Annotated in this window: 17 protein-coding genes; 5 read left to right on the plus strand and 12 right to left on the minus strand. The window is 70.7% G+C overall.

The features are described from left to right. Positions 1 to 12: 12 nt before the first annotated feature. From ACVKXF_RS13125 to ACVKXF_RS13140, 4 genes are all read right to left on the minus strand, one after another. Complete coding sequence (locus ACVKXF_RS13125; protein ID WP_456795961.1) at positions 13 to 729, minus strand: hypothetical protein; 717 nt, start codon at positions 727 to 729, stop codon at positions 13 to 15. 1 nt (position 730) lies between these two features. After that, a complete protein-coding gene (gene rsmH / locus ACVKXF_RS13130) occupies positions 731 to 1,696 on the minus strand; it encodes a 16S rRNA (cytosine(1402)-N(4))-methyltransferase RsmH (RefSeq protein WP_456795962.1) in 966 nt (321 codons plus the stop codon). 106 nt (positions 1,697 to 1,802) lie between these two features. Beyond that, on the minus strand, positions 1,803 to 2,234 hold the full coding sequence (gene mraZ / locus ACVKXF_RS13135; RefSeq protein WP_071254530.1) for a division/cell wall cluster transcriptional repressor MraZ: 432 nt from the start codon (positions 2,232 to 2,234) through the stop codon (positions 1,803 to 1,805). Positions 2,235 to 2,727: 493 nt separating this feature from the next. Continuing rightward, positions 2,728 to 3,126, minus strand: a complete 399-nt coding sequence (locus ACVKXF_RS13140; RefSeq protein WP_131920617.1) for a DUF3040 domain-containing protein — start codon at positions 3,124 to 3,126, stop codon at positions 2,728 to 2,730. A gap of 110 nt (positions 3,127 to 3,236) precedes the next feature. On the opposite strand from ACVKXF_RS13140, the gene ACVKXF_RS13145 reads away from it, so the two are divergent. Then, positions 3,237 to 4,355, plus strand: coding sequence for a polyprenyl synthetase family protein (locus ACVKXF_RS13145; RefSeq protein ID WP_123312961.1), 1,119 nt, complete (start codon positions 3,237 to 3,239; stop codon positions 4,353 to 4,355). A gap of 70 nt (positions 4,356 to 4,425) precedes the next feature. Here the strand turns inward: ACVKXF_RS13145 and ACVKXF_RS13150 are convergent, their stop codons facing one another. Next, the gene (locus ACVKXF_RS13150) at positions 4,426 to 4,782 is read right to left on the minus strand and encodes an Rv2175c family DNA-binding protein (RefSeq protein WP_222660695.1); all 357 of its coding nucleotides are present in this window, start codon (positions 4,780 to 4,782) and stop codon (positions 4,426 to 4,428) included. A gap of 171 nt (positions 4,783 to 4,953) precedes the next feature. On the opposite strand from ACVKXF_RS13150, the gene ACVKXF_RS13155 reads away from it, so the two are divergent. Both ACVKXF_RS13155 and pknB read left to right on the plus strand, forming a co-directional pair. Then, a complete protein-coding gene (locus tag ACVKXF_RS13155) occupies positions 4,954 to 6,261 on the plus strand; it encodes a LysM peptidoglycan-binding domain-containing protein (RefSeq protein ID WP_456795963.1) in 1,308 nt (435 codons plus the stop codon). Between the two features lie 82 nt (positions 6,262 to 6,343). Next, positions 6,344 to 8,413, plus strand: coding sequence for a Stk1 family PASTA domain-containing Ser/Thr kinase (pknB, locus tag ACVKXF_RS13160; RefSeq protein WP_456795964.1), 2,070 nt, complete (start codon positions 6,344 to 6,346; stop codon positions 8,411 to 8,413). A 287-nt stretch (positions 8,414 to 8,700) separates the two neighbouring features. Here the strand turns inward: pknB and ACVKXF_RS13165 are convergent, their stop codons facing one another. From ACVKXF_RS13165 to ACVKXF_RS13175, 3 genes are all read right to left on the minus strand, one after another. Continuing rightward, positions 8,701 to 10,086 carry a class II 3-deoxy-7-phosphoheptulonate synthase gene (locus ACVKXF_RS13165; protein WP_123312963.1) on the minus strand — a complete coding sequence of 462 codons (1,386 nt, stop codon included), beginning with the start codon at positions 10,084 to 10,086 and terminating at the stop codon, positions 8,701 to 8,703. 93 nt (positions 10,087 to 10,179) lie between these two features. After that, on the minus strand, positions 10,180 to 10,905 hold the full coding sequence (locus tag ACVKXF_RS13170) for a lysophospholipid acyltransferase family protein (protein WP_456795965.1): 726 nt from the start codon (positions 10,903 to 10,905) through the stop codon (positions 10,180 to 10,182). Between the two features lie 61 nt (positions 10,906 to 10,966). Next, a complete protein-coding gene (locus ACVKXF_RS13175; RefSeq protein ID WP_111085799.1) occupies positions 10,967 to 11,920 on the minus strand; it encodes an ROK family glucokinase in 954 nt (317 codons plus the stop codon). Positions 11,921 to 12,042: 122 nt separating this feature from the next. Between ACVKXF_RS13175 and ACVKXF_RS13180 the strand changes: the two genes are divergently transcribed. Continuing rightward, the gene (locus ACVKXF_RS13180) at positions 12,043 to 13,938 is read left to right on the plus strand and encodes an AMP-dependent synthetase/ligase (RefSeq protein WP_456795966.1); all 1,896 of its coding nucleotides are present in this window, start codon (positions 12,043 to 12,045) and stop codon (positions 13,936 to 13,938) included. A 102-nt stretch (positions 13,939 to 14,040) separates the two neighbouring features. Here the strand turns inward: ACVKXF_RS13180 and ACVKXF_RS13185 are convergent, their stop codons facing one another. The 3 genes from ACVKXF_RS13185 to ACVKXF_RS13195 form a co-directional block, all read right to left on the minus strand. Next, positions 14,041 to 14,172, minus strand: coding sequence for a hypothetical protein (locus ACVKXF_RS13185; RefSeq protein ID WP_260233057.1), 132 nt, complete (start codon positions 14,170 to 14,172; stop codon positions 14,041 to 14,043). A 125-nt stretch (positions 14,173 to 14,297) separates the two neighbouring features. Then, the gene (locus ACVKXF_RS13190; protein WP_340197030.1) at positions 14,298 to 14,801 is read right to left on the minus strand and encodes a peptide deformylase; all 504 of its coding nucleotides are present in this window, start codon (positions 14,799 to 14,801) and stop codon (positions 14,298 to 14,300) included. Between the two features lies 1 nt (position 14,802). After that, the gene (locus tag ACVKXF_RS13195) at positions 14,803 to 18,213 is read right to left on the minus strand and encodes a pyruvate carboxylase (protein WP_456795967.1); all 3,411 of its coding nucleotides are present in this window, start codon (positions 18,211 to 18,213) and stop codon (positions 14,803 to 14,805) included. Between the two features lie 60 nt (positions 18,214 to 18,273). Between ACVKXF_RS13195 and ACVKXF_RS13200 the strand changes: the two genes are divergently transcribed. Beyond that, entirely contained in the window at positions 18,274 to 19,095 is an 822-nt protein-coding gene (locus tag ACVKXF_RS13200) for a ParA family protein (protein ID WP_111085803.1), read from the plus strand. Positions 19,096 to 19,510: 415 nt separating this feature from the next. On the opposite strand, the gene ACVKXF_RS13205 is transcribed toward ACVKXF_RS13200, so the two are convergent. Further along, positions 19,511 to 20,071, minus strand: coding sequence for a MerR family transcriptional regulator (locus tag ACVKXF_RS13205; RefSeq protein WP_123312967.1), 561 nt, complete (start codon positions 20,069 to 20,071; stop codon positions 19,511 to 19,513). Positions 20,072 to 20,152 lie beyond the last annotated feature (81 nt).

A 20,152-nucleotide genomic window follows, 5' to 3' on the forward strand; every position in this document is an offset into this window, starting at 1 on the left:
CAGACCCGCAGGTCACCGGGTGGAGGGCGCCTGGAGCTGGTTCGCGTCGGACTCTACGGAGGACTTCGAGGAACCCCCGTCCGACGCGCTGGCGCCGCTCGTCTTCTCAGACGCGGCGCTGCCGGCCGTGCTGCTCGTCGCGCTGTCGGCGGCGTCATCGGCCTTCGCGTCGGCGCTGCCGGCGGTGCTGGCGCTGCCGGTCGTCGAGCCCGTCTCCTTGCTCGTCGACGTGTCGCCCTGCTTCGCGGCGAGGGGGACGTCGTCCAGCAGCGAGTTCGGCACCTGGTTCTCCGTGCTCGCCGTGGCCGGGTCGGCGACCGCGGGCGTCGGCGTGCCGTACACCCGGCCCGTCTTGGGGTCGAGGTACACCGGCGTGGAGTTCGCGATCATCCCGAGCGACTGCGCGTTGCGGGCCAGGTTCTGCGGCGAGTCGAGTACGCGGAGTTCCTCGGAGAGCGACTGCTGCGTGCGGGAGAGGTTCGTCTGCTCGGTGCCGAGGGCGCTCAGCGTGTAGGCCCCCTGACTGAGCACCATGCTGATGCCGAGCTGGGCGAGCAGCAGGATGCCGAGCGCGACGACCGCAGTGACGGCGTAGCCGATGCGGGGCCGTGCACGACGCTGCGCCGCGGTCGGGGTGACCTCGACGAGCTCCGGTCGGCTCTGCCGGTCCGGGCGCGGGGTGCGGGACGGGACGACGGCGGGGTCGACGAGTGCGAGGTTCGTGCTCATGTCACTTCCGGATCCGCTCGGCCGCGCGCAGGCGCACGGGTGTTGCTCGGGGGTTGGCGGCGCGCTCGGCCTCGTCGGCCAGCTCGGCGCCCTTGACGATCAGGGAGAAGGTGGGGGCGTGCTCGGGGAGCTCGACGGGCAGCCCGGCGGGAGCGCTCGACTTCGTGCGCTCCACGAGTGCCCGCTTGACGATGCGGTCCTCGAGCGACTGGTACGACTCGACGACGATCCGGCCACCGACCGCGATGGCGTCGAGTGCCGCCGGGATCGCGCGCTCGAGGACGCTGAGCTCGGCGTTGACCTCGATGCGCAGCGCCTGGAACACGCGCTTCGCCGGGTGGCCCTGGCGCTGGATCGCGACCGGGGTCGCGTCGTGGAGCACCTGGACGAGATCGCCGGACATCGTGAACGGTGCGGTCGCTCGGCGCTCGACGATGGCGCGGGCGTACCGGCCGGCGAGCTTCTCCTCGCCGTAGCGCTGGAAGATGCGGCGCAGTTCACCCTCGTCGTAGGTGGCCAGGACGTCGGCGGCGGTCTGCCCCTCGGTCCGGTCCATCCGCATGTCGAGCGGCGCGTCCTGGCTGTAGGCGAAGCCGCGCTCGGCCCGGTCGAGCTGCAGCGAGCTGACACCGAGGTCGAACAGCACACCGTCGACCTGACGGAAGCCCTCGCCCTCGATGGCGTCGACGATGCCGTCGTACACGGTGTGCACCAGACGGACGCGGTCGCCGAAGCGGGCGAGTCGCTCCCCCGCGATGCCGAGGGCGTCGGTGTCGCGGTCGAGACCGATGAGTGTGAGCTCCGGGAACCGTTCGAGCAGCCCCTCGGAATGCCCGCCCATGCCGAGCGTGGCGTCCACGACGACCTTGCCCGGTCCGTCGAGCGTCGGCGTGAACAGGTCGACGATGCGCTCGAGCATCACCGGCGTGTGCGGGAAGCGTGGTGTCCCGTTGTCGTTGTCGGCCATGTGCAGCCCCTCGTCTCCTGGGCCGCGGGTCCGGATCCCCATCCATGCGACCTGACATCGGGGAAGTGATGTCAGGGCTTCACGGCTGGGAGTCCCGATCCACGGATCAGAAGATCCCCGGGATCACCTCCTCGTCGTTGTCGGCGAACGCCTCTTCGGCTTCGGCGTAGTAGGCCTCCCACGCGGTGGTCGACCAGATCTCGGCACGGTCACCGCTGCCGATGACCGTCAGGTCCCGCTCGAGCCCCGCGTACTCACGGAGGTTCTGCGGGATCGTCACGCGGTTCTGCTTGTCGGGCTGTTCGGCGCTGGCCCCCGAGAGGAACAGGCGCATGTAGTCCCTGGTGCGCTTCGACGTCATCGGTGCGGTCCGGATGCGCTCGTGGAGTTCCTCGAACGTCCGGGCACTGAAGACCACGACGCAGCGTTCCTGGCCGCGGGTCATCACGAGTCCCCCGGACAGTTCGTCCCGGAACTTGGCGGGGAGGATCACGCGACCCTTCTCGTCGAGCTTCGGGGCATGAGTACCGAGCAGCACGTCGGGCCTCCCCTCCGCTCCACCGGACCGTTGCAAGCCCCACTTTACTCCACTCCCCTCCCCGTGCGCAGGATTCCGCTCCCTTTTCGCCCCGTGACACCCCTTCTGGGGCCGTTCGAGCGCCGGTTGCCGCTGAGCCATCGCCGCGGATGCCTGTCATGGCGGGGATCTGGGCCGGAGTGGAGGGCGTGGAGGAAAGTGGAGGACTTTCGCAGCCGGTGGAGCGTCACGGCGGCGCGGCGGAGCACGGCCCGATGTGGTGCGGGAGGCCCGGCTGCTCACACCACGGCGCCGGCACCGCGCCGAGGTTCCACGACATGCCGCGCGCGAGTCGCCGAGGTTCCACGAACGGACGCCAGGGCGCGCGAGATGCCGAGATTTCGGAACCTCGACGACGCTCGCCCGCGCTCGCCCGCGCGAACACCCCCGGGAACGCGAAAACGGGGCCGACCCGAAGGTCGACCCCGTCACGAGGGAGGAGCGTGGAGGGCGGTTACTGCCCCTGGTCGTTCCGCTTGTCCCAGCGGTCGTTCATGCGGTCCATGAAGGACCCGCCGCCACCACCGCTGGCCGGACGAGCCGAACCACCGGACGCCGGAGCACCCGGCCGAGCGGGCTTCGCCTTCGGGGCTCGCATGCCCGGGCGCAACGCGAAGAGGACACCGGCGAGCATCACGACGAAGCCGAGGATGCCGAGCAGCGGGGCCTTGATCACGAGACCGACGATGACGATCGCGACGCCGGCGAGTGCACCGAGCACGCCGAGCGTGATGGCCGTGTACGTCGGACGACCCTGTCGACGTGTGACACGCGCCACGAAATCGGAATCGTTCTGGTAGAGGCTGCGCTCCATCTCTTCGAGAAGGCGCTGCTCCTGTTCCGAGAGCGGCATCTGGGTTCCCTCTGTTCCTGGGATCGACGCGGGGTTGAACAACCGGGCTGGAAAACACTCGGTTGAGTGGACCGATTCTATGTCCCAACCGCTCCACTAGGGTAGGGACTGTGGCTGAGAGTACGCGATTAGTGGACCTCGTATCGGCGCGTATCGACCGGGCACTCGACGAGCAGCGTGAGCGGCTCCTCGCGATCAGCCCCGATCTCGCCCCGTTCGACCTGTACGCACGTGATCTGCTGTCCGGCGGCAAGCGCTTCCGGGCGCTGTTCTGCTACTGGGGATGGCAGTCGGTGGCGGGCCGTTCGGGCTCGTTCGACCCGCTCGCCGAGGGCTCCCGCCAGACCACGGCCGAGGCGATCGTCACGGTCGCCGCGGCGCTCGAGGTCTTCCACGCAGCGGCGCTCGTGCACGACGACATCATGGACCGCTCGGACACCCGTCGCGGGCGTCCCGCGGCGCACCGCCGCTTCGAGTCGCTCCACCAGGAGTCCGGTTTCGTCGGCGACCGCGGACAGTACGGCACGAACTCGGCGCTGCTGCTCGGCGACCTGCTGCTCTCCCTCAGCGACTCGGTGTTCGACGAGGGCCTCGCGCTCCTCGACCCGGTGCGCGGCCGCATCGTGCGCCAGGAGTTCCACGCCATGCGCCTCGACGTCACCGCGGGCCAGTACCTCGACGTGCACGAAGAAACAGCCTGGCCCGTCATCGACGAGTCCGAGCACCTGCTCCGCGCCCAGCGCGTCATCGTCTTCAAGTCGGCGAAGTACTCGATCGAGGCACCGCTCGTCATCGGCGCCCTGGTGGCCGGCGCGAGCGAGTCGCAGCTCGAGGGCCTCCGCGCCTTCGGACTCCCCCTCGGCGTCGCCTACCAGCTGCGCGACGACATGCTCGGCGTGTTCGGCGACCCCGAGGTCACCGGCAAGCCCGCGGGCGACGACCTGCGCGAGGGCAAGCGCACAGTGCTCATCGCCTCGGCGCGCAAGGCCCTGGCGAGCGGCCCGCGGCAGCTGCTGGACGAGCTCCTCGGCGACCCGGACCTCGACGAGGAGCAGGTGCAGATGCTCCGCGCCACCCTCACCGAGTCCGGTGCGGTCGCCGCGGTCGAACGCTCCATCGACCGGCACGTGCAGCGCGCGAAGGCGGCGCTCGACGCGTCGCCGCTGACGCCGTCGGCACGCGAGCAGCTCGCGTCGCTGGCCGACACGGTCAGCCGCCGGTCGTCCTAGACACGACACCAGGACAGACGGGAGGCCCGTGGCGACACCGCCACGGGCCTCCCGTCCATCCGGAACGCGTCTAGAGCAGCGACTGCGCCACGCGACGCACCTCGGCCTTGCGACCGGCGCGCAGCGCCGCGATGGGCGAGACGCCCATCGAGTCGTCGACGGTGAGCATCCAGCGGACCGCCTCGTCGTCGGTGAAGCCGTTGTCACCGAGCACGGTGAGGGTGCCACGCAGCTCGGGCAGGGGCTCGCGGTCCTCGATGAACTCGCTCGGTACGCGCAGGACGCCACCGACGCGGGCCGCCAGCAGGGTCCGCTCCTCGAACAGGCGGTGGATCCGACCGGGGCTGGTGCTGAACAGGTCCACCAGCTCGGGGACGGTCAGCCAGCGCTCGGAGAGGGTCAGGTCGTCGACGGGTGCAGCACTCACACGCCCATGGTGCCAGAGCGGGGCACCGAGTGAGTACGCCTCGTTCGTCACATTCGTCACACGCACCACATCCGGCTCTCTGGTTGACTTGGGAATCACACCATGCCAGCGTTGTGCCACCTGTGAGTGCGCGCATGCACGCGCACGGGACAGTCGAGATCAGGAGAAACCGTGGACAACGCTGCAGACGAAGCCGCCCGACGCGCACGATCCGCCCGGTTCGCGACCATGCCCATCGTCCTCGCGGGCACGATCGCGGTGACCGCCGGCCTGACCGGCCCGGTCGCCCACGCCGAACCGCGACACGACGACGCGGACGCGAACCACAAGCGCCACGTCGACCAGGACCGCAACGTCGGCAACCGTCCGGTCTTCGGTACCGCGGTCGCTCGTCCGTCGCAGACCACCGTCACGACGGTCGCCGCGACGACGAAGGCCCCCACCACGGCTGTGCCCACGAACTACACCGTCCGTCAGGGCGACACGGTCTCGGGCATCGCCGCCCGCTTCGGCCTGTCGGCGCAGGAGGTCCTGGTGCGCAACGGCCTCGGCTGGAACACGATCATCCACCCCGGGCAGACGCTGCACCTGGCGTCGACGCCCGCGGTGACGACGGCGCGCACGACGACGAGCGCCGGATCGACGTCCGGCTCGGGGTCGAGCACCTCGAGCTACCACGTCAAGTCGGGCGACACCGTGTCCGGCATCGCGTCGCGGGTCGGCGTGTCGACGACGGCGCTCCTCAGTGCGAACAAGCTCTCGCAGCGCAGCGTGATCTACCCCGGCCAGACCCTTCGGGTGCCGCACGGCTCGTCCGGTGGCGGCTCGGTGTCGACGGCCGCCGCGTCGTCGGGTTCGTCGGGTTCGTCGAAGTCGAGTGTGAAGATCTCCTCGGGCGACACGATCGGCTCGATCGCCGCGTCCCACCACGTCTCCGTCGCCGCGCTGTTGTCGGCGAACGGCCTGACCTACACGAGCACGATCTACGCGGGGAAGACCCTCGTCATCCCGTCGTCGAGCTCCGCCGCGGCGACGGCCGCCGCGCCGTCGCGTGCCGCGGTGAGCGCCGCCGTCGGACTGAGTGCCGAGCAGCGCCAGAACGCGGCCACCATCGTCGCCGTCGGCCGCTCCCTCGGAGTGTCCGACCGCGGCATCGTGGTGGCGTTGGCCGCCGCGATGCAGGAGTCGAGCCTGCGCAACCTGCCCCACGGTGACCGCGACTCCGTCGGCCTGTTCCAGCAGCGGCCGAGCCAGGGCTGGGGCAGTGCGGCGAAGCTCCAGGACCCGGCGTACGCGACGAAGCTGTTCTTCGGCGGGCGGAACAACCCGAACACGGGCAAGACCCGCGGGCTGCTCGACGTGCCCGGGTGGTCGTCGATGAGCATCACCGACGCCGCCCAGGCCGTGCAGCTCTCCGCCTACCCGAAGGCCTACGCCAACTGGGCGAGCGCCGCCGAGGGCTGGCTGGCGACCCTCTGAGTCTCATCCGGAAGATCGAGATTGGGTCACGACCGGTGCGCCGGTGCGGTCCCGTGCAGTCTCGATTCGTAGAATGCCGCCGATGACCACCAACGCCGCCACGGATCCGATGATCGGTCGCATGATCGATCAGCGGTACCGCGTCCGCTCCCGCATCGCGCGCGGGGGCATGGCGACCGTGTACCTCGCGACCGACGTCCGCCTCGAACGACGCGTCGCGATCAAGATCATGCACGGGCACCTGGCCGACGACCAGGCCTTCCGCGAACGCTTCATCCAAGAGGCGAGGTCGGCCGCACGGCTGTCCCACCCGAACCTGGTCGGTGTCTACGACCAGGGCGCAGAGGACGACACCGCGTACATCGTCATGGAGTACATCCCGGGCATCACGCTGCGGGACCTGCTGCAGGAGCACCACGCCCTGACGCCGGAGCAGGCGACCGACATCCTGCGGGCGGTGCTGGCCGGCCTCGCCTCGGCCCACCGCGCCGGCATCGTGCACCGCGACCTGAAGCCCGAGAACGTCCTGCTCGCCGACGACGGCCGCATCAAACTCGGCGACTTCGGTCTGGCCCGGGCGACGACCGCGAACACCGCGACCGGGGCCGCCCTGCTCGGCACGATCGCGTACCTGTCCCCCGAGCTCGTGACCCGTGGCGCCGCCGACTCGCGCAGCGACATCTACGCGCTCGGCATCATGCTCTACGAGATGCTCACCGGCGAACAGCCCTACAAGGGCGAGCAGCCGATGCAGATCGCCTACCAGCACGCGAACGACACGGTGCCCGTGCCGAGCGCAGCGGTGTCCGGCGTGCCGCCCGAGCTCGACGAACTCGTCGCCTGGTCGACCGCCCGCGACCCCGAGGACCGCCCGCGCGACGCCCGCGAGATGCTCGACCACATGGCCGGCAACGAGCAGCGTGCGACGGGCCAGTACCGGACCGCCGTGCTGCGGCCCGAGAACGCGACGGCGATCCTGCCGTCCGGCGGCGGCGCCACGGCCGGTACCGGTGCAGCCGGCGCCGGTTCCCGCGCTGCTGCCGCGGACGCACCGGCGGCGGCGACCGACGCCACGGCCATCATCGACTCCCCCGAGCGGAGCCGCCCGGCGACCCGCAACCGCAACACCGGTCCGGGCCCGCGCCGCACCGGCGCGCAGCCCGGCGTGCTGTCCCCCGCGGGGCAGCGCCTGGCCGACCTGTCCGCCAAGCGTCGCAAGCGCGGCTGGATCGCACTGTCGGTCTTCGTCGTGCTCCTGCTCATCGGCGCGGGCTTCGGCTGGTACTTCGGGCCGGGGCCGGGTGGCAACGTGCGCATCCCCGAAGTGACGGGCAAGTCGGTCTCGCAGGCCCGGCAGCTGCTCGAAGCCCAGGGCCTGCACGCGGCGTCGAAGACCGGAACCCGGTTCGACGCCGTCGTCGCGAAGGGACAGGTGTCCGTCACGAAGCCGGCCGCGGAGCGCGAGGTGCAGAAGGGCACGTCCGTGCAGCTCGTCGTGTCGAACGGCCCGAGGATGATCGCGCTGCCGGCGATCGTCGGGCAGCCGATCTCCACCGTCACCGCCGCGCTCGACGACGACTTCGAACTGCAGGACAACCGGTACGAGTTCTCCGCGGACGCCGCGAAGGACACCGTCATCGCGGCGACCGGCCGTGCGTCGGGCGGCAAGGCGCTCGACCTGACCGCGGTCAAGGCCTACGGCGAGACCGGTCCGGTCACCCTCACGGTGTCCCTCGGGGCCGTGCCCGACGTCGTCGGCAAGACCGTCGACGAAGCGTCGGCAGCACTCGACGACGTCGGTCTGATCCTCGGCGCACGCACCGAGGAGTACAGCGAGACCGTCCCCTCCGGCCAGATCGTCTCCGCCGAGGTGCAGGACTCCCCCGCCGTGCGCGGCACCGCGATCGACGTCGTCGTGTCGAAGGGTCCGGCACCGATCACCGTCCCCGAGGACGGCGTCGTCGGCGCGACGATCAACGAGGCCACCGCGACGCTCGAGGGCCTCGGGCTCAACGTCGCCGTACCGGACTGCACGAACATCCTGTGCGGGTTCTACGACTGGAAGTCGAAGCTCCCGGTGACCGGCACCGACCCGGGCGCCGGTGCCACGGTGTACCGCGGCGACACGGTGACGCTCGCCTACGACCAGTAGCGGTCGGGCAGTCCGGTCCGCCGAAGCGACACCGTTCCGGCGTGCCTCGCCGAAGCCACCGCGAAAGCGACAGTGTGCCGCCGGACATCGGCGGCACACTGTCGCTTTCGCGGACCGGCACCGGTGCCTCCTCGCGGGGCGGGCAGTGGACGCGACCGGCACGGCGGACGGGAGGCGCGGTGCGGAGCCGCCACGGGCCTCCCGTCCGGCACGCGGAAGCGACAGAACCCCGCGAACGGTTCGCGGGGTTCTGTCGCTCTGGCGGGACTGACCCGCGCCGCTCCGCGCTACGCGCGCACGTGCGGGTGCGCGCCGAGCTCCTCGGCCACGAGGAACGCGAGCTCGAGCGACTGCATGTGGTTCAGCCGCGGGTCGCAGAGCGACTCGTACCGGGTGGCGAGGGTGGCCTCGTCGATGTGCTCCGAGCCGCCGAGGCACTCGGTGACGTCGTCACCGGTGAGCTCGACGTGCATGCCGCCCGGGTACGTGCCGACCTGCCGGTGCGCCTCGAAGAAGCCGAGGACCTCGTCCACGACGTCGTCGAACCGACGGGTCTTGTAGCCGGTGGGCGTGGTGAGGCCGTTGCCGTGCATCGGGTCGGTGACCCACAGCGGGTTGGCGTCCATGCCCTTGATCGCCTCGAGCAGCTTGGGCAGCTCGTCGCGGATCTTGCCGGCCCCCATGCGCGTGATGAACGTCAGGCGGCCGGGCTCGCGGTTCGGGTCGAGCTTGTCGACCAGGGCCTTCATGTCGTCGACGCTCGTGGTCGGGCCGAGCTTCACGCCGATCGGGTTCCGCACCCGCGACAGGAAGTCCACGTGGGCACCGTCGAGGTCACGCGTGCGCTCCCCGATCCAGATGAAGTGGCCCGACGTGTCGTAGGCCAGACCCGAGCGCGAGTCGATGCGGGTCATCGGACGCTCGTAGTCCATGAGGAGACCCTCGTGCGACGCGTAGAACTCGACGTGCTTGAGCGCCTCGAAGTCGGCACCGCAGGCGTCCATGAAGCGGATCGCGCGGTCGATCTCCTTGGCGAGGTGCTCGTACCGGGCGTTCGCCGGGTTCGACGCGAAGCCCTTGTTCCACGAGTGCACCTGGCGCAGGTCGGCGAAGCCACCCTGCGTGAAGGCGCGGACGAGGTTCAGGGTCGACGCGGCCGTGTGGTACCCCTGCACCAGGCGGCGCGGGTCGGCCGTCCGGCTCTCGGGCGTGAAGTCGTAGCCGTTCACGATGTCGCCGCGGTAGGCGGGCAGCGTGACGTCGCCGCGGGTCTCGAAGTCGCTCGAGCGCGGCTTGGCGAACTGCCCGGCCATGCGGCCCATCTTGATGACGGGCATCGAGGCGCCGTAGGTCAGCACGACGGCCATCTGCAGGATCGTCTTGACCCGGTCACGGATGGAGTCGGCGGTCGCACCGGCGAACGTCTCGGCGCAGTCACCGCCCTGCAGCAGGAACGCCTTGCCCTGGGCGGCGGCGGCGAGCCGCTCGCGGAGCTTGTCGACCTCGCCCGCGAAGACGAGGGGCGGCAGCGTCGCGATCTCGGCCGAGGCGGCTTCGGCCGCGCTCGCGTCGGGCCACGTCGGCTGCTGCTTGATGGGGAGCGTGCGCCAATAGTCGAGCCCCTCGATGACGTCCGGATCCTGCAGGGCGACGAAGTCGGTCGACTCGGGCAAGGGCGTTACCTCGGTGTTCTGTGCGGGCGGCCCGCCTGGCCGCCGGAAGGCGGCAGAACGGGCGTCCCGGCGGGGTGCCGGGACCATCAGAGCCTAACGTGCGGGCGACGACTTCCGTTCCCGCATGACGGCCTCGCGTGCGGAGCTCGCGCGCTCCTTGACGCTGGTGGCGTAGACGTCGACGTACTCCTGCCGGCTCAGCCCGGCGAGCTCGTGCATGACCTCGTCGGTGACGCTCCGCAGGATGAACCGGTCGGTCTCGAAGCCCTGGAACCGCGAGAAGTCGAGCGGCTTGCCGAACACGACGCCGACGCGCTTGATCTTCGGGAAGCGCTGCCCGATCTGCTGCACCTCGCGCGTGCCGACCATGGCGACGGGGACGACGAGGACACGGCCCTCGAGGATCATCCGCGCGATGCCGGTCCGGCCCCGGTAGAGCTTGCCGTCGGGGCTGCGGGTGCCCTCCGGGTAGATGCCGAGCTGTTCACCGCGAGCCAGCACCTGCAGGCCGGTGCGGAGCGACGCCTCGGACGCCTTGCCGCCGGAGCGGTCGATGGGCAGCTGGCCGATGGCGTTGAAGAACGTCTTCGTCGCCCACCCCTTGAGGCCCCGCCCGGTGAAGTAGTCGCTCTTCGCCAGGAAGGACAGCCGCCGGTCGAGCACGGCCGGCAGGATCACCGAGTCGATGAACGAGATGTGGTTCGACGCGAAGATGACCGGCCCGTTGGCGGGGACGTGCTCGCGGCCGACCACCCAGGGGCGGAACAGGGTGAGGATGAGCGGGCCGAGCAGGAAGTTCTTCAGCAGCCAGTAGGTCATCGACGACTCCAGGTGGTGGGGCGGGCCAGAGCGACCTTACGCGGTGCGGACGCGGATGCGCCTACGCCGTGCGGGCGTGGATGCGGGCCAGGTCGGCGGCACCGACGACCCCGGCGTCGTTGACCAGCTCGGCGATCACGAAGTCCGGCTCGGGGTGGTAGCCACGCGCCGGCAGGTTGTTGAGGTACGCCTGCTTGATCGGGTCGAGCAGCCGGTCCCCCGCGCTGGCGACACCGCCGCCGAACACGAAGAGCTGCGGGTCGAGCACCGCCGACAGTGAGGCGCAGGCTTCACCGAGGTGCCGGCCGAGACGGCGGAGGGCCGCGAGGGCACCCGGGTCGTCGGCCAGGATCAGGTCGCCCACGATGTGACCGTCGAGCTCGCCGCCGTTGGCTTCGCGCGCGTCGGCCAGGGCCGAGCCGATGCCGCCGGCGTCGGCGACGTCGTTCGCCATCCGCTGCAGGGCACGGCCGGAACCGTACTGCTCGATGCAGCCACGGGCACCGCAGCCGCAGGGCAGACCGTTCGGCACGATGCGCAGGTGCCCGATCTCGCCACCGGTGCCGAAACCGCCGCGGAACAGGCGGTCCTCGGTCACGATGGCGCCGCCGACGCCGGTGCCGATGGTGAGCATGGTCATGTCGGAGACGAGGCGGCCGGCGCCGAAGCGGAACTCGGCCCAGCCGGCGGCGTTGGCGTCGTTGTCGACCGTGATGTGCAGGTCGCCGAGGCGCTGCTGCAGCTTCTGGCGCAGCGGCTCGTTCCGCCACCGGATGTTCGGCGTGTAGTAGACGATCGACTGCGAGGCGTCGATGAACCCGGGAGCTGCGACGCCCACGGCGCCGACCTCGTGTCCCGAACTGAGTCGCTCGACCATCGAGACGACGTCGTCGAGCATGGCGTTCGGGTCCGCAGCGTTGGTGGCCACGCGGTCCTCGGCGATGATCTCGCCGAGTTCCGTCACGACCGCTCCCGCGATCTTGGTGCCCCCGATGTCGATTCCGATGGCGTGCACGAGCAACGAGCCTACCGGTTCACCGCGAACTCACGGAACGCCCGGTCACGCGCCCTATGCTGGCTGTGACGCCTCGCAGGATGAGGCGCCCTCGAATCGAACCGGCAGACAAGGGAGTCACCGTGAACGATCAGCGACCCGTACCCGGCACCGAGGCGTCGACCGGGAGGCACGCATCGCGTCCGACCAGCGGCCCCGTCGCTCCTGACCACGGCTCCGCAGCGCGGCTGCTCGGCGACCGCGCCCGACTGACGCCGTCGCGTCCGATCCTGGCCCAGCGCCACGGTGACACGTGGACGACGATCACCGCCGGCGAGGTCCTGGAGCGGGTCCGCGGCATCGCGAAGGGCTTCGTCGCCGCCGGCCTCGAGCCCGGGGCCCACGTCGCCATCCTGTCCCGCACCCGCCTCGAGTGGACCCTCGTCGACTTCGCGGTGTGGACCGCGGGCCTGGTCTCCGTCCCCGTCTACGAGACGAGTTCTCCCGACCAGGTCCGGTGGATCCTCTCCGACTCCGAGGCCGTCGCGATCGTCGTCGAGCAGGAGGAGCACGCGCGTCGGGTCGCCTCGATCGCGCCGGACCTGCCGCACCTCGGGCAGCACTGGACGATCGACGGCGGTGGGCTCGACGACCTGACCCGGCTCGGCGAGGACGTCACCGACGACGAACTCGACGCCCGGACGGCGACCGTGCACGGCCACGACGACGCGACGATCATCTACACCTCCGGGTCGACCGGACGCCCGAAGGGGTGCGTCCTGCGGCACGACAACTTCACCGCGACGGTCGAGAACGCCAGCGTCGCGATGCCCGAGGTCGTCGCGGACGGCGCCTCGACCCTGCTCTTCATCCCGATGGCCCACGTGTTCGCCCGGTTCATCGCGGCGATGTCGGTGTCGGCCGGTGTCCTGGTCGGCCACGAGCCGGACACGAAGGACCTCATGCAGGCGGTGTCGTCCTTCAAGCCGTCGTTCCTGCTGGCCGTCCCCCGGGTCTTCGAGAAGATCTACAACGCGTCCGAGCAGAAGGCCGACCTCGGCGGCAAGGGGAAGATCTTCCGGGCCGCGGCGGACACGGCGGTCGCGCACTCCGAAGCGCTGGCCGCCGGGCGGGTGCCGCTCCTGCTCGGCCTGAAGTTCAAGCTCTTCGACAAGCTGGTCTACGCGAAGCTCCGGAACGCCCTCGGCGGTCGGACCGAGTACGCGGTCAGTGGTTCGGCGCCGCTCTCACCGCGGCTGTCGCACTTCTTCCGGTCGATCGGCGTGCTCATCCTCGAGGGCTACGGGCTCACCGAGACGACGGCCCCCGCGACCGTGAACCGCGCTGGAGAGCTCCGCATCGGCACGGTCGGCCGCGCGCTGCCCGGTGTCGAGATCCGGATCGCCGACGACCAGGAGATCCTGATCCGCGGGGTCGACGTGTTCGACCGCTACTGGCGGAACGACGAGGCCACGGAGCACGCCTTCACCGACGACGGCTGGTTCCGCACGGGCGACCTCGGGCGGCTCGACGCCGACGGGATCCTGACGGTCACCGGCCGCGCCAAGGAGCTCATCGTCACCGCCAGCGGCAAGAACGTCGCCCCCGCGCCGCTCGAGGACGGCATCCGCGAACACCCGCTCATCGGACAGGTCGTGGTCGTCGGCGAGGGCAAGCCCTTCGTCGCCGCCCTCGTCACGCTCGACCGCGAGATGCTCCCGGGGTGGTGCGAGAGCCGCGGGATCACCCCGGCGCTCTCCGCGCACGAGGCCGCGTACGACGAACGCGTGCTCAGCGCCGTGCAGGAGGCCATCGACACCGCGAACGGCCGGGTCTCACGCGCCGAGTCGGTCCGGTCGTTCACGATCCTGGACACCGAGCTGTCCGAGGGCTCCGGACACCTGACGCCCAAGCTCACGATCAAGCGGTCGGTCATCCTCCGCGACTTCGCGGCGGACATCGACCACATCTACTCGGGGTCGAAGGTGCAGACGACCGCGACGCCCGTCATCGAGGAGCGTCGCGGGCGCCGCGCGTAGCGCCCCATCGTCTCGGCGTATCGGGGCGTTTCGGGCGTACCAGGTCGTTTCTTCTGACCAGGTACGCCCGATTCCGCCAGGTGCGCGCGGGGTGCAGGGGGCTCAGGCCTCCGGCGACTGCTCCGTCGCAGGGGCGTCGAGGACGGCGGTCGCACCGGTGGCGACGGTGGTGTCGGCCGGACGACGGTTGGTGCGGGTGCGGTGGGAGCTGAGCTCGTCAGTCTGACTGGTCATGCGGGAGTCCTGGGGGGATGGGATGGTCGTCGGTGGGAGGCCGACGCCGATACGGTACCGCTTCGTCAGGACAAAGCGACAATCCCCCGTGGGGGTGTCATGAGCAGGTGCTCAGCGCCACCCGATCAGTGGAACCACTCCTGCGCCCGGATGTCCCGCAGCGCCTGCCGCCGCACCTCGGGATCGAGCGTCATGACGTAGACGGTGCCGTCGAGGTGGTCGACCTCGTGCTGCAGCGCCTCGGCCATCAGCCCGGTGCCCTCGAGCACCACCTCGGCGCCGTCGACGTCGACGCCGCGGACCTTGGCGTAGGGGTGTCGTCTCGTCGGGTAGCCGAGGCCGGGGACGGACAGACACCCCTCCTCCATGAGTTCCGGCTCCCCCGAGACCTCGACGATCTCGGGGTTCAGGACGTAGCCGACCTCGCCGTCGACGTTGTAAGAGAAGGCGCGCAAGGCCACGCCGATCTGCGGCGCGGCAACGCCGGCGCGGCCGGGCTCCTTGACGGTGTCGATCAGGTCCTGCACGAGGTCGCGGACCCCGCTCGACCCGAGTACGGCCGGAGCGATCGGGTCGGCGGGCGAACGGAGGACGGGGTCGCCGAACAGGCGGATGGGACGGACGGTCAATTTACTGCAGCACCACCAGGAGGTCGCCGGCGTCCACCTGCTGGGTCACCGGGATCGCGAGACGGCCGACGGTACCCGCCACGGGCGCCGTGATGGCCGCTTCCATCTTCATCGCCTCGATGCTCGCCACGGCCGCTCCGGCCTCGACGACGTCACCGACGGCGACCTTGAGCGTCACGACACCGGAGAACGGTGCAGCGACGTGCTTCGGGTCGGACTTGTCGGCCTGCTCGGCGACCTTCGTCTCGACCTCGACCGACCGATCACGGACCGAGACCGGGCGGAGCTGCCCGTTCATCGTCGCCATGACCGTGCGGATGCCCTTGTCGTCGACCTCGCCGATCGCCTCGAGCCCCACGAACAGGTTGACGCCCTTGCCGAGCGGCACGACGTGCTCCTGCCCGGGGCGGAGCCCGTACAGGTAGTCGACGGTCGGCACCACGGACAGGTCGCCGTACTGGTCGCGGACGCGCTCGAACTGCGCCGTGGGCTGCGGGAACAGCAGTCGGTTCAGCGCCTGCTGACGCTCGGGCCCCGGGGTGTCGAGGTGCGCGCGCTCGGCGTCCGGCACCGGCGTGATCTCGAGGCGGACGTCGCGGCCCGCCAGGACCTTCGTCCGGAACGGCTCCGGCCACCCACCGGGCAGATCGCCGAGCTCGCCGGCCATGAACCCGACCACGGAGTCCGGGATGTCGTACTTGTCCGGGTTCTGCTCGAAGTCGGCGGGGTCGGCGTCCACCGCGGCGAGCTGCAGCGCGAGGTCACCGACCACCTTCGACGACGGTGTCACCTTGGTCGGGCGCCCGAGGATCCGGTTCGCCTCGGCGTACCAGTCCTCGACCTGCTCGAACCGGTCGCCCAGGCCGAGCGCGATCGCCTGCTGGCGGAGGTTCGACAACTGACCGCCGGGGATCTCGTGCTTGTAGACACGACCCGTCGGCCCGGGCAGCCCGGACTCGAACGGGGCGTAGGCCCGACGGACCGCCTCCCAGTACGGCTCGAGGTCGCCGACCGCGTCGAGGGACAGGCCGGTGTCGCGCTCGGTGTGCGCCAGGGCGGCGACCAGGGCGGACATGCTCGGCTGACTGGTCGTACCGGCCATCGGCGCCGAGGCGACGTCCACCGCGTCCGCGCCGGCCCGAGCGGCGGCGAGGAGTGTCGCGAGCTGGCCGCCGGCGGTGTCGTGCGTGTGCACGTGCACCGGCTGGTCGAAGCGCTCGCGCAGCGCGCCGACGAGCTTCTCGGCGGCGCCGGCGCGGAGCAGGCCGGCCATGTCCTTGATCCCGATGACGTGTGCGCCGGCCTCGACCATCTGCTCCGCGAGGCGCAGGTAGTAGTCCAACGTGTACAGATCCTCGGCAGGATCGAGGAGGTCGGCGGTGTAGCAGAGCGCCGCTTCGGCGACGGCCGTGCCGGTCGCGAGCACCGCCTCCAGGGCCGGTCGCAACTGGCTGACGTCGTTGAGCGCGTCGAACACGCGGAAGACGTCGACGCCCGTGGCGGCGGCCTCGGCGACGAAGGCGTCCGTCACCTCGGTCGGGTACGGGGTGTAGCCGACCGTGTTGCGGCCGCGCAATAGCATCTGGATCGGGATGTTCGGCATCGCCTCGCGCAGCGAGGCCAGCCGCTCCCACGGGTCCTCACCGAGGAACCGGAGGGCGACGTCGTACGTCGCCCCGCCCCAGGCCTCGACGCTGAGCAGCTGCGGCGTGAGCCGCGCGACGTACGGCGCGACCGCGACGAGGTCCTTCGTGCGGACGCGCGTCGCGAGCAGCGACTGGTGTGCGTCGCGCATCGTCGTCTCCGTCACCGCGAGCCGGGTCTGGGCGCGGAGTGCCCTCGCCCACTCGGCAGGGCCGCTCGCCAGCAGCAGGTCGCGCTGGCCCTCGGGCACCGGGGCGCTGAGGTCGAGGGCGGGGAGCTTCGCGCTCGGTTCGGTGACCAGCGGCGACCGCTCGCCGTTCGGCTTGTTCACCGTGACGTCGGCCAGCCAGTTCAGGACCTTGGTGCCGCGGTCCTTCGACACGTGGCCGCTGAACAGCTGCGGGCGCTCCTCGATGAACTTCGTCGAGACGTCGCCCCGGGCGAAGTCCGGGTCCTCGAGCACGGCCTGCAGGAAGGGGATGTTCGTGCTGACGCCGCGGATCCGGAACTCGGCAAGGGCGCGCTTCGCACGGGCGACCGCGGTCGGGAAGTCGCGTCCGCGGCACGTCATCTTGGCGAGCATCGAGTCGAAGTGCGGGCTGATCTGCGCACCGGTGGCGACCGTGCCGCCGTCCAGGCGCACGCCGGCGCCGCCGGGGCTGCGGTAGGTGGTGATGCGGCCGGTGTCCGGGCGGAAGCCCTGCGTCGGGTCCTCCGTGGTGATGCGGGTCTGCAGCGCGGCCCCGTGCACGGCGACCGTGTCCTGCGACAGGCCGAGGTCGGCGAGCGACTCGCCCGAGGCGATCCGCATCTGCGACTGCACGAGGTCGACGTCGGTCACCTCTTCGGTGACGGTGTGCTCGACCTGGATGCGCGGGTTCATCTCGATGAAGACGTGCTGTCCCTCGCGCTCGCCTTCGGTGTCCAGCAGGAACTCGACGGTGCCGGCGTTGACGTACCCGATCGACCGGGCGAAGGCCACGGCGTCACGGTGCAGCGCCCGCGCGACCGCGGGGTCGAGGTTCGGCGCCGGAGCGATCTCGACGACCTTCTGGTTGCGACGCTGCACGGAGCAGTCCCGCTCGAACAGGTGGATCGTGCCCGCCTCGGTGCCCGTCGCGTCGGCGAGGATCTGCACCTCGATGTGCCGGGGCCGGATCACCGCCTGCTCGAGGAACATCGTCGGGTCGCCGAACGCACTGTCGGCCTCGCGCATCGCCGCTTCGAGCGCAGCACGGAGCTCGGGCTTCGTCTCGACCCGGCGCATGCCGCGACCACCACCACCGGCGACGGCCTTGGCGAACACCGGGAACCCGATGGCGTCGGCACCGGCGAGGAGCTCCTCGATGTCACGACTCGCCGGGGTGCTCGCGAGCACCGGGACACCGGCCGCGATCGCGTGCTCCTTCGCGGTCACCTTGTTGCCGGCCATCTCGAGCACGTGCTCGCCCGGGCCGATGAACGTGATCCCCGCTGCGGCGGCCGCGGCGGCGAGCTCCGGGTTCTCGGACAGGAATCCGTACCCCGGGTAGATCGCGTCGGCACCCGACTCGCGCGCCACGCGGATGATCTCGGAGACGTCCAGGTACGCCCGGACCGGGTGGCCCCGCTCACCGATCAGGTAGGCCTCGTCGGCCTTCAGACGGTGCAGGGAGTTCCGGTCTTCGTACGGGTAGACGGCGACGGTGCGCGCCCCCAGTTCGTACGCGGCACGGAACGCACGGATGGCGATCTCACCACGGTTCGCCACGAGGATCTTGCTGAACACGACGTCCCTTTCAGCCCGGGTTGAGGTGAGACAACCCTAGTGGCGGTAACGTTGCTGATCGTGCATGTACTCAGCGTGAGCTCCCTCAAGGGTGGTGTCGGCAAGACGACGGTGACGCTCGGCCTGACTTCGGCCGCCTTCGCCAAGGGACTGCGCACGCTGGTGGTGGATCTCGACCCGCAGTCCGACGTCTCCACGGGCCTCGACATCAACCTCGCCGGACACCTCAACGTGGCCGACGTCCTCGAGAACCCGAAGGAGAAGATCGTCCGCCAGGCGATCGCCCCCTCGGGCTGGACGAAGGGATCGCAGGGCAAGATCGACGTGATGGTCGGGTCACCCTCCGCGATCAACTTCGACGGGCCGCACCCGTCGATCCGCGACATCTGGAAGCTCGAAGAGGCGCTGGCCAACGTCGAGCAGGACTACGAGCTCGTCCTCATCGACTGCGCGCCGTCGCTGAACGCCCTCACCCGCACCGCGTGGGCAGCGTCCGACCGCGTCACCGTCGTCACCGAGCCCGGCCTGTTCTCCGTCGCCGCCGCCGACCGTGCGCTCCGGGCCATCGAGGAGATCCGCCGCGGTCTCTCCCCCCGCCTGCAGCCGCTCGGCATCATCGTGAACCGCGCCCGCGTGCAGTCGCTCGAGCACCAGTTCCGCATCAAGGAGCTCCGCGACATGTTCGGCCCGCTCGTGCTCTCCCCGCAGCTCCCCGAGCGCACCTCGCTGCAGCAGGCGCAGGGTGCCGCGAAGCCCCTGCACGTCTGGCCTGGCGAGTCCGCGCAGGAGATGGCGCGCAACTTCGACCAGCTGCTCGAGCGCATCATGCGCACCGGCAAGATCGGGCCGTACGCCGACGGTGCGGGTGCGGCCGGCGCGTAGGCGGTAGGTCGTTCGCGTCGGGGCCGTCCCGTGCCGGGTTGCGACGCGCCGCTCGCGTTCGCCGAGGTCCCAGGACTCGCCGCTCAGGTCCGCCGAGGTTCCAGGACTCGCCGCTCAGGTTCGCCGAGGTTCCAGGACTCGCCGCTCAGGTCCGCCGAGGTTCCACTCCCGAGCCCCGAGCGCGCCGAGGTTCCGAGATCTCGGAACCTCGAGGGCGCACGGTCGGGGCTCCCGTCCGAGTGGCGCGCCCGAGTGGTGCGTCTGCTGACGTCACGCGGTCGGTCGCTCGCAGGCGCGAGGTTCCAGGACACGCCGCTCAGGTTCGCCGAGGTTCCACTCCCGAGCCCCGAGCGCGCCGAGGATCCGAGATTTCGGAACCTCGGGGGCAGGCGTCAGGGCGGGCGCGGACCCAGGGTCAGGACGCGCGGGAAGCGCGACGAGCGGCGAGCTCGTCGGAGGGGTCGGCCGCCGCGGTGGCGTCGAGCTCGACCAGGGAGGTCTCGACCTCGCGCAGGACCTTGCCGACCGCGATGCCGAAGACACCCTGGCCGCGGGACACCAGGTCGATGACCTCGTCGTCCGAGGTGCACAGGTACACCGAGGCGCCGTCGGACATCAGGGTCGTCTGGGCGAGGTCGGACACGCCCGACTCGCGGAGCTGGTTCACGGCGGTCCGGATCTGCTGCAACGAGATGCCGGTGTCGAGCAAGCGCTTCACGAGCTTGAGCACGAGGATGTCGCGGAACCCGTAGAGACGCTGCGACCCGGAGCCGGCAGCACCGCGGATGGTGGGCTGCACGAGTTCGGTGCGGGCCCAGTAGTCGAGCTGACGGTACGAGATGCCGGCTGCACGAGCGGCGACGGTGCCGCGGTACCCGTTCTGCTCGTCGTGTTCGGGGAGGCCGTCGGTGAAGAGCAGCCCGAGGTCGTACCGCGTCGTGTCCGACTCGGTGCCTGGGGTGTCGTTCCCACTCATGCGCTTGCCTTCCACGACGATCGAGCTCCCACCCGAAGGTTCAACGACGGGTTGAGAGTTGTTCCGAGGTCAACGGTAGCG

This window comes from Curtobacterium sp. PvP017 (assembly GCF_054060195.1).

Excerpts from the sequence above, each read along its gene's own strand:
- ACVKXF_RS13125 (WP_456795961.1), bottom strand. The coding sequence starts at position 729 with ATGAGCACGAACCTCGCACTCGTCGACCCCGCCGTCGTCCCGTCCCGC.
- rsmH (WP_456795962.1), bottom strand. The coding sequence starts at position 1,696 with ATGGCCGACAACGACAACGGGACACCACGCTTCCCGCACACGCCGGTG.
- ACVKXF_RS13140 (WP_131920617.1), bottom strand. The coding sequence starts at position 3,126 with ATGCCGCTCTCGGAACAGGAGCAGCGCCTTCTCGAAGAGATGGAGCGC.
- pknB (WP_456795964.1), top strand. The coding sequence starts at position 6,344 with ATGACCACCAACGCCGCCACGGATCCGATGATCGGTCGCATGATCGAT.
- ACVKXF_RS13170 (WP_456795965.1), bottom strand. The coding sequence starts at position 10,905 with ATGACCTACTGGCTGCTGAAGAACTTCCTGCTCGGCCCGCTCATCCTC.
- ACVKXF_RS13185 (WP_260233057.1), bottom strand. The coding sequence starts at position 14,172 with ATGACCAGTCAGACTGACGAGCTCAGCTCCCACCGCACCCGCACCAAC.
- ACVKXF_RS13205 (WP_123312967.1), bottom strand. The coding sequence starts at position 20,071 with ATGAGTGGGAACGACACCCCAGGCACCGAGTCGGACACGACGCGGTAC.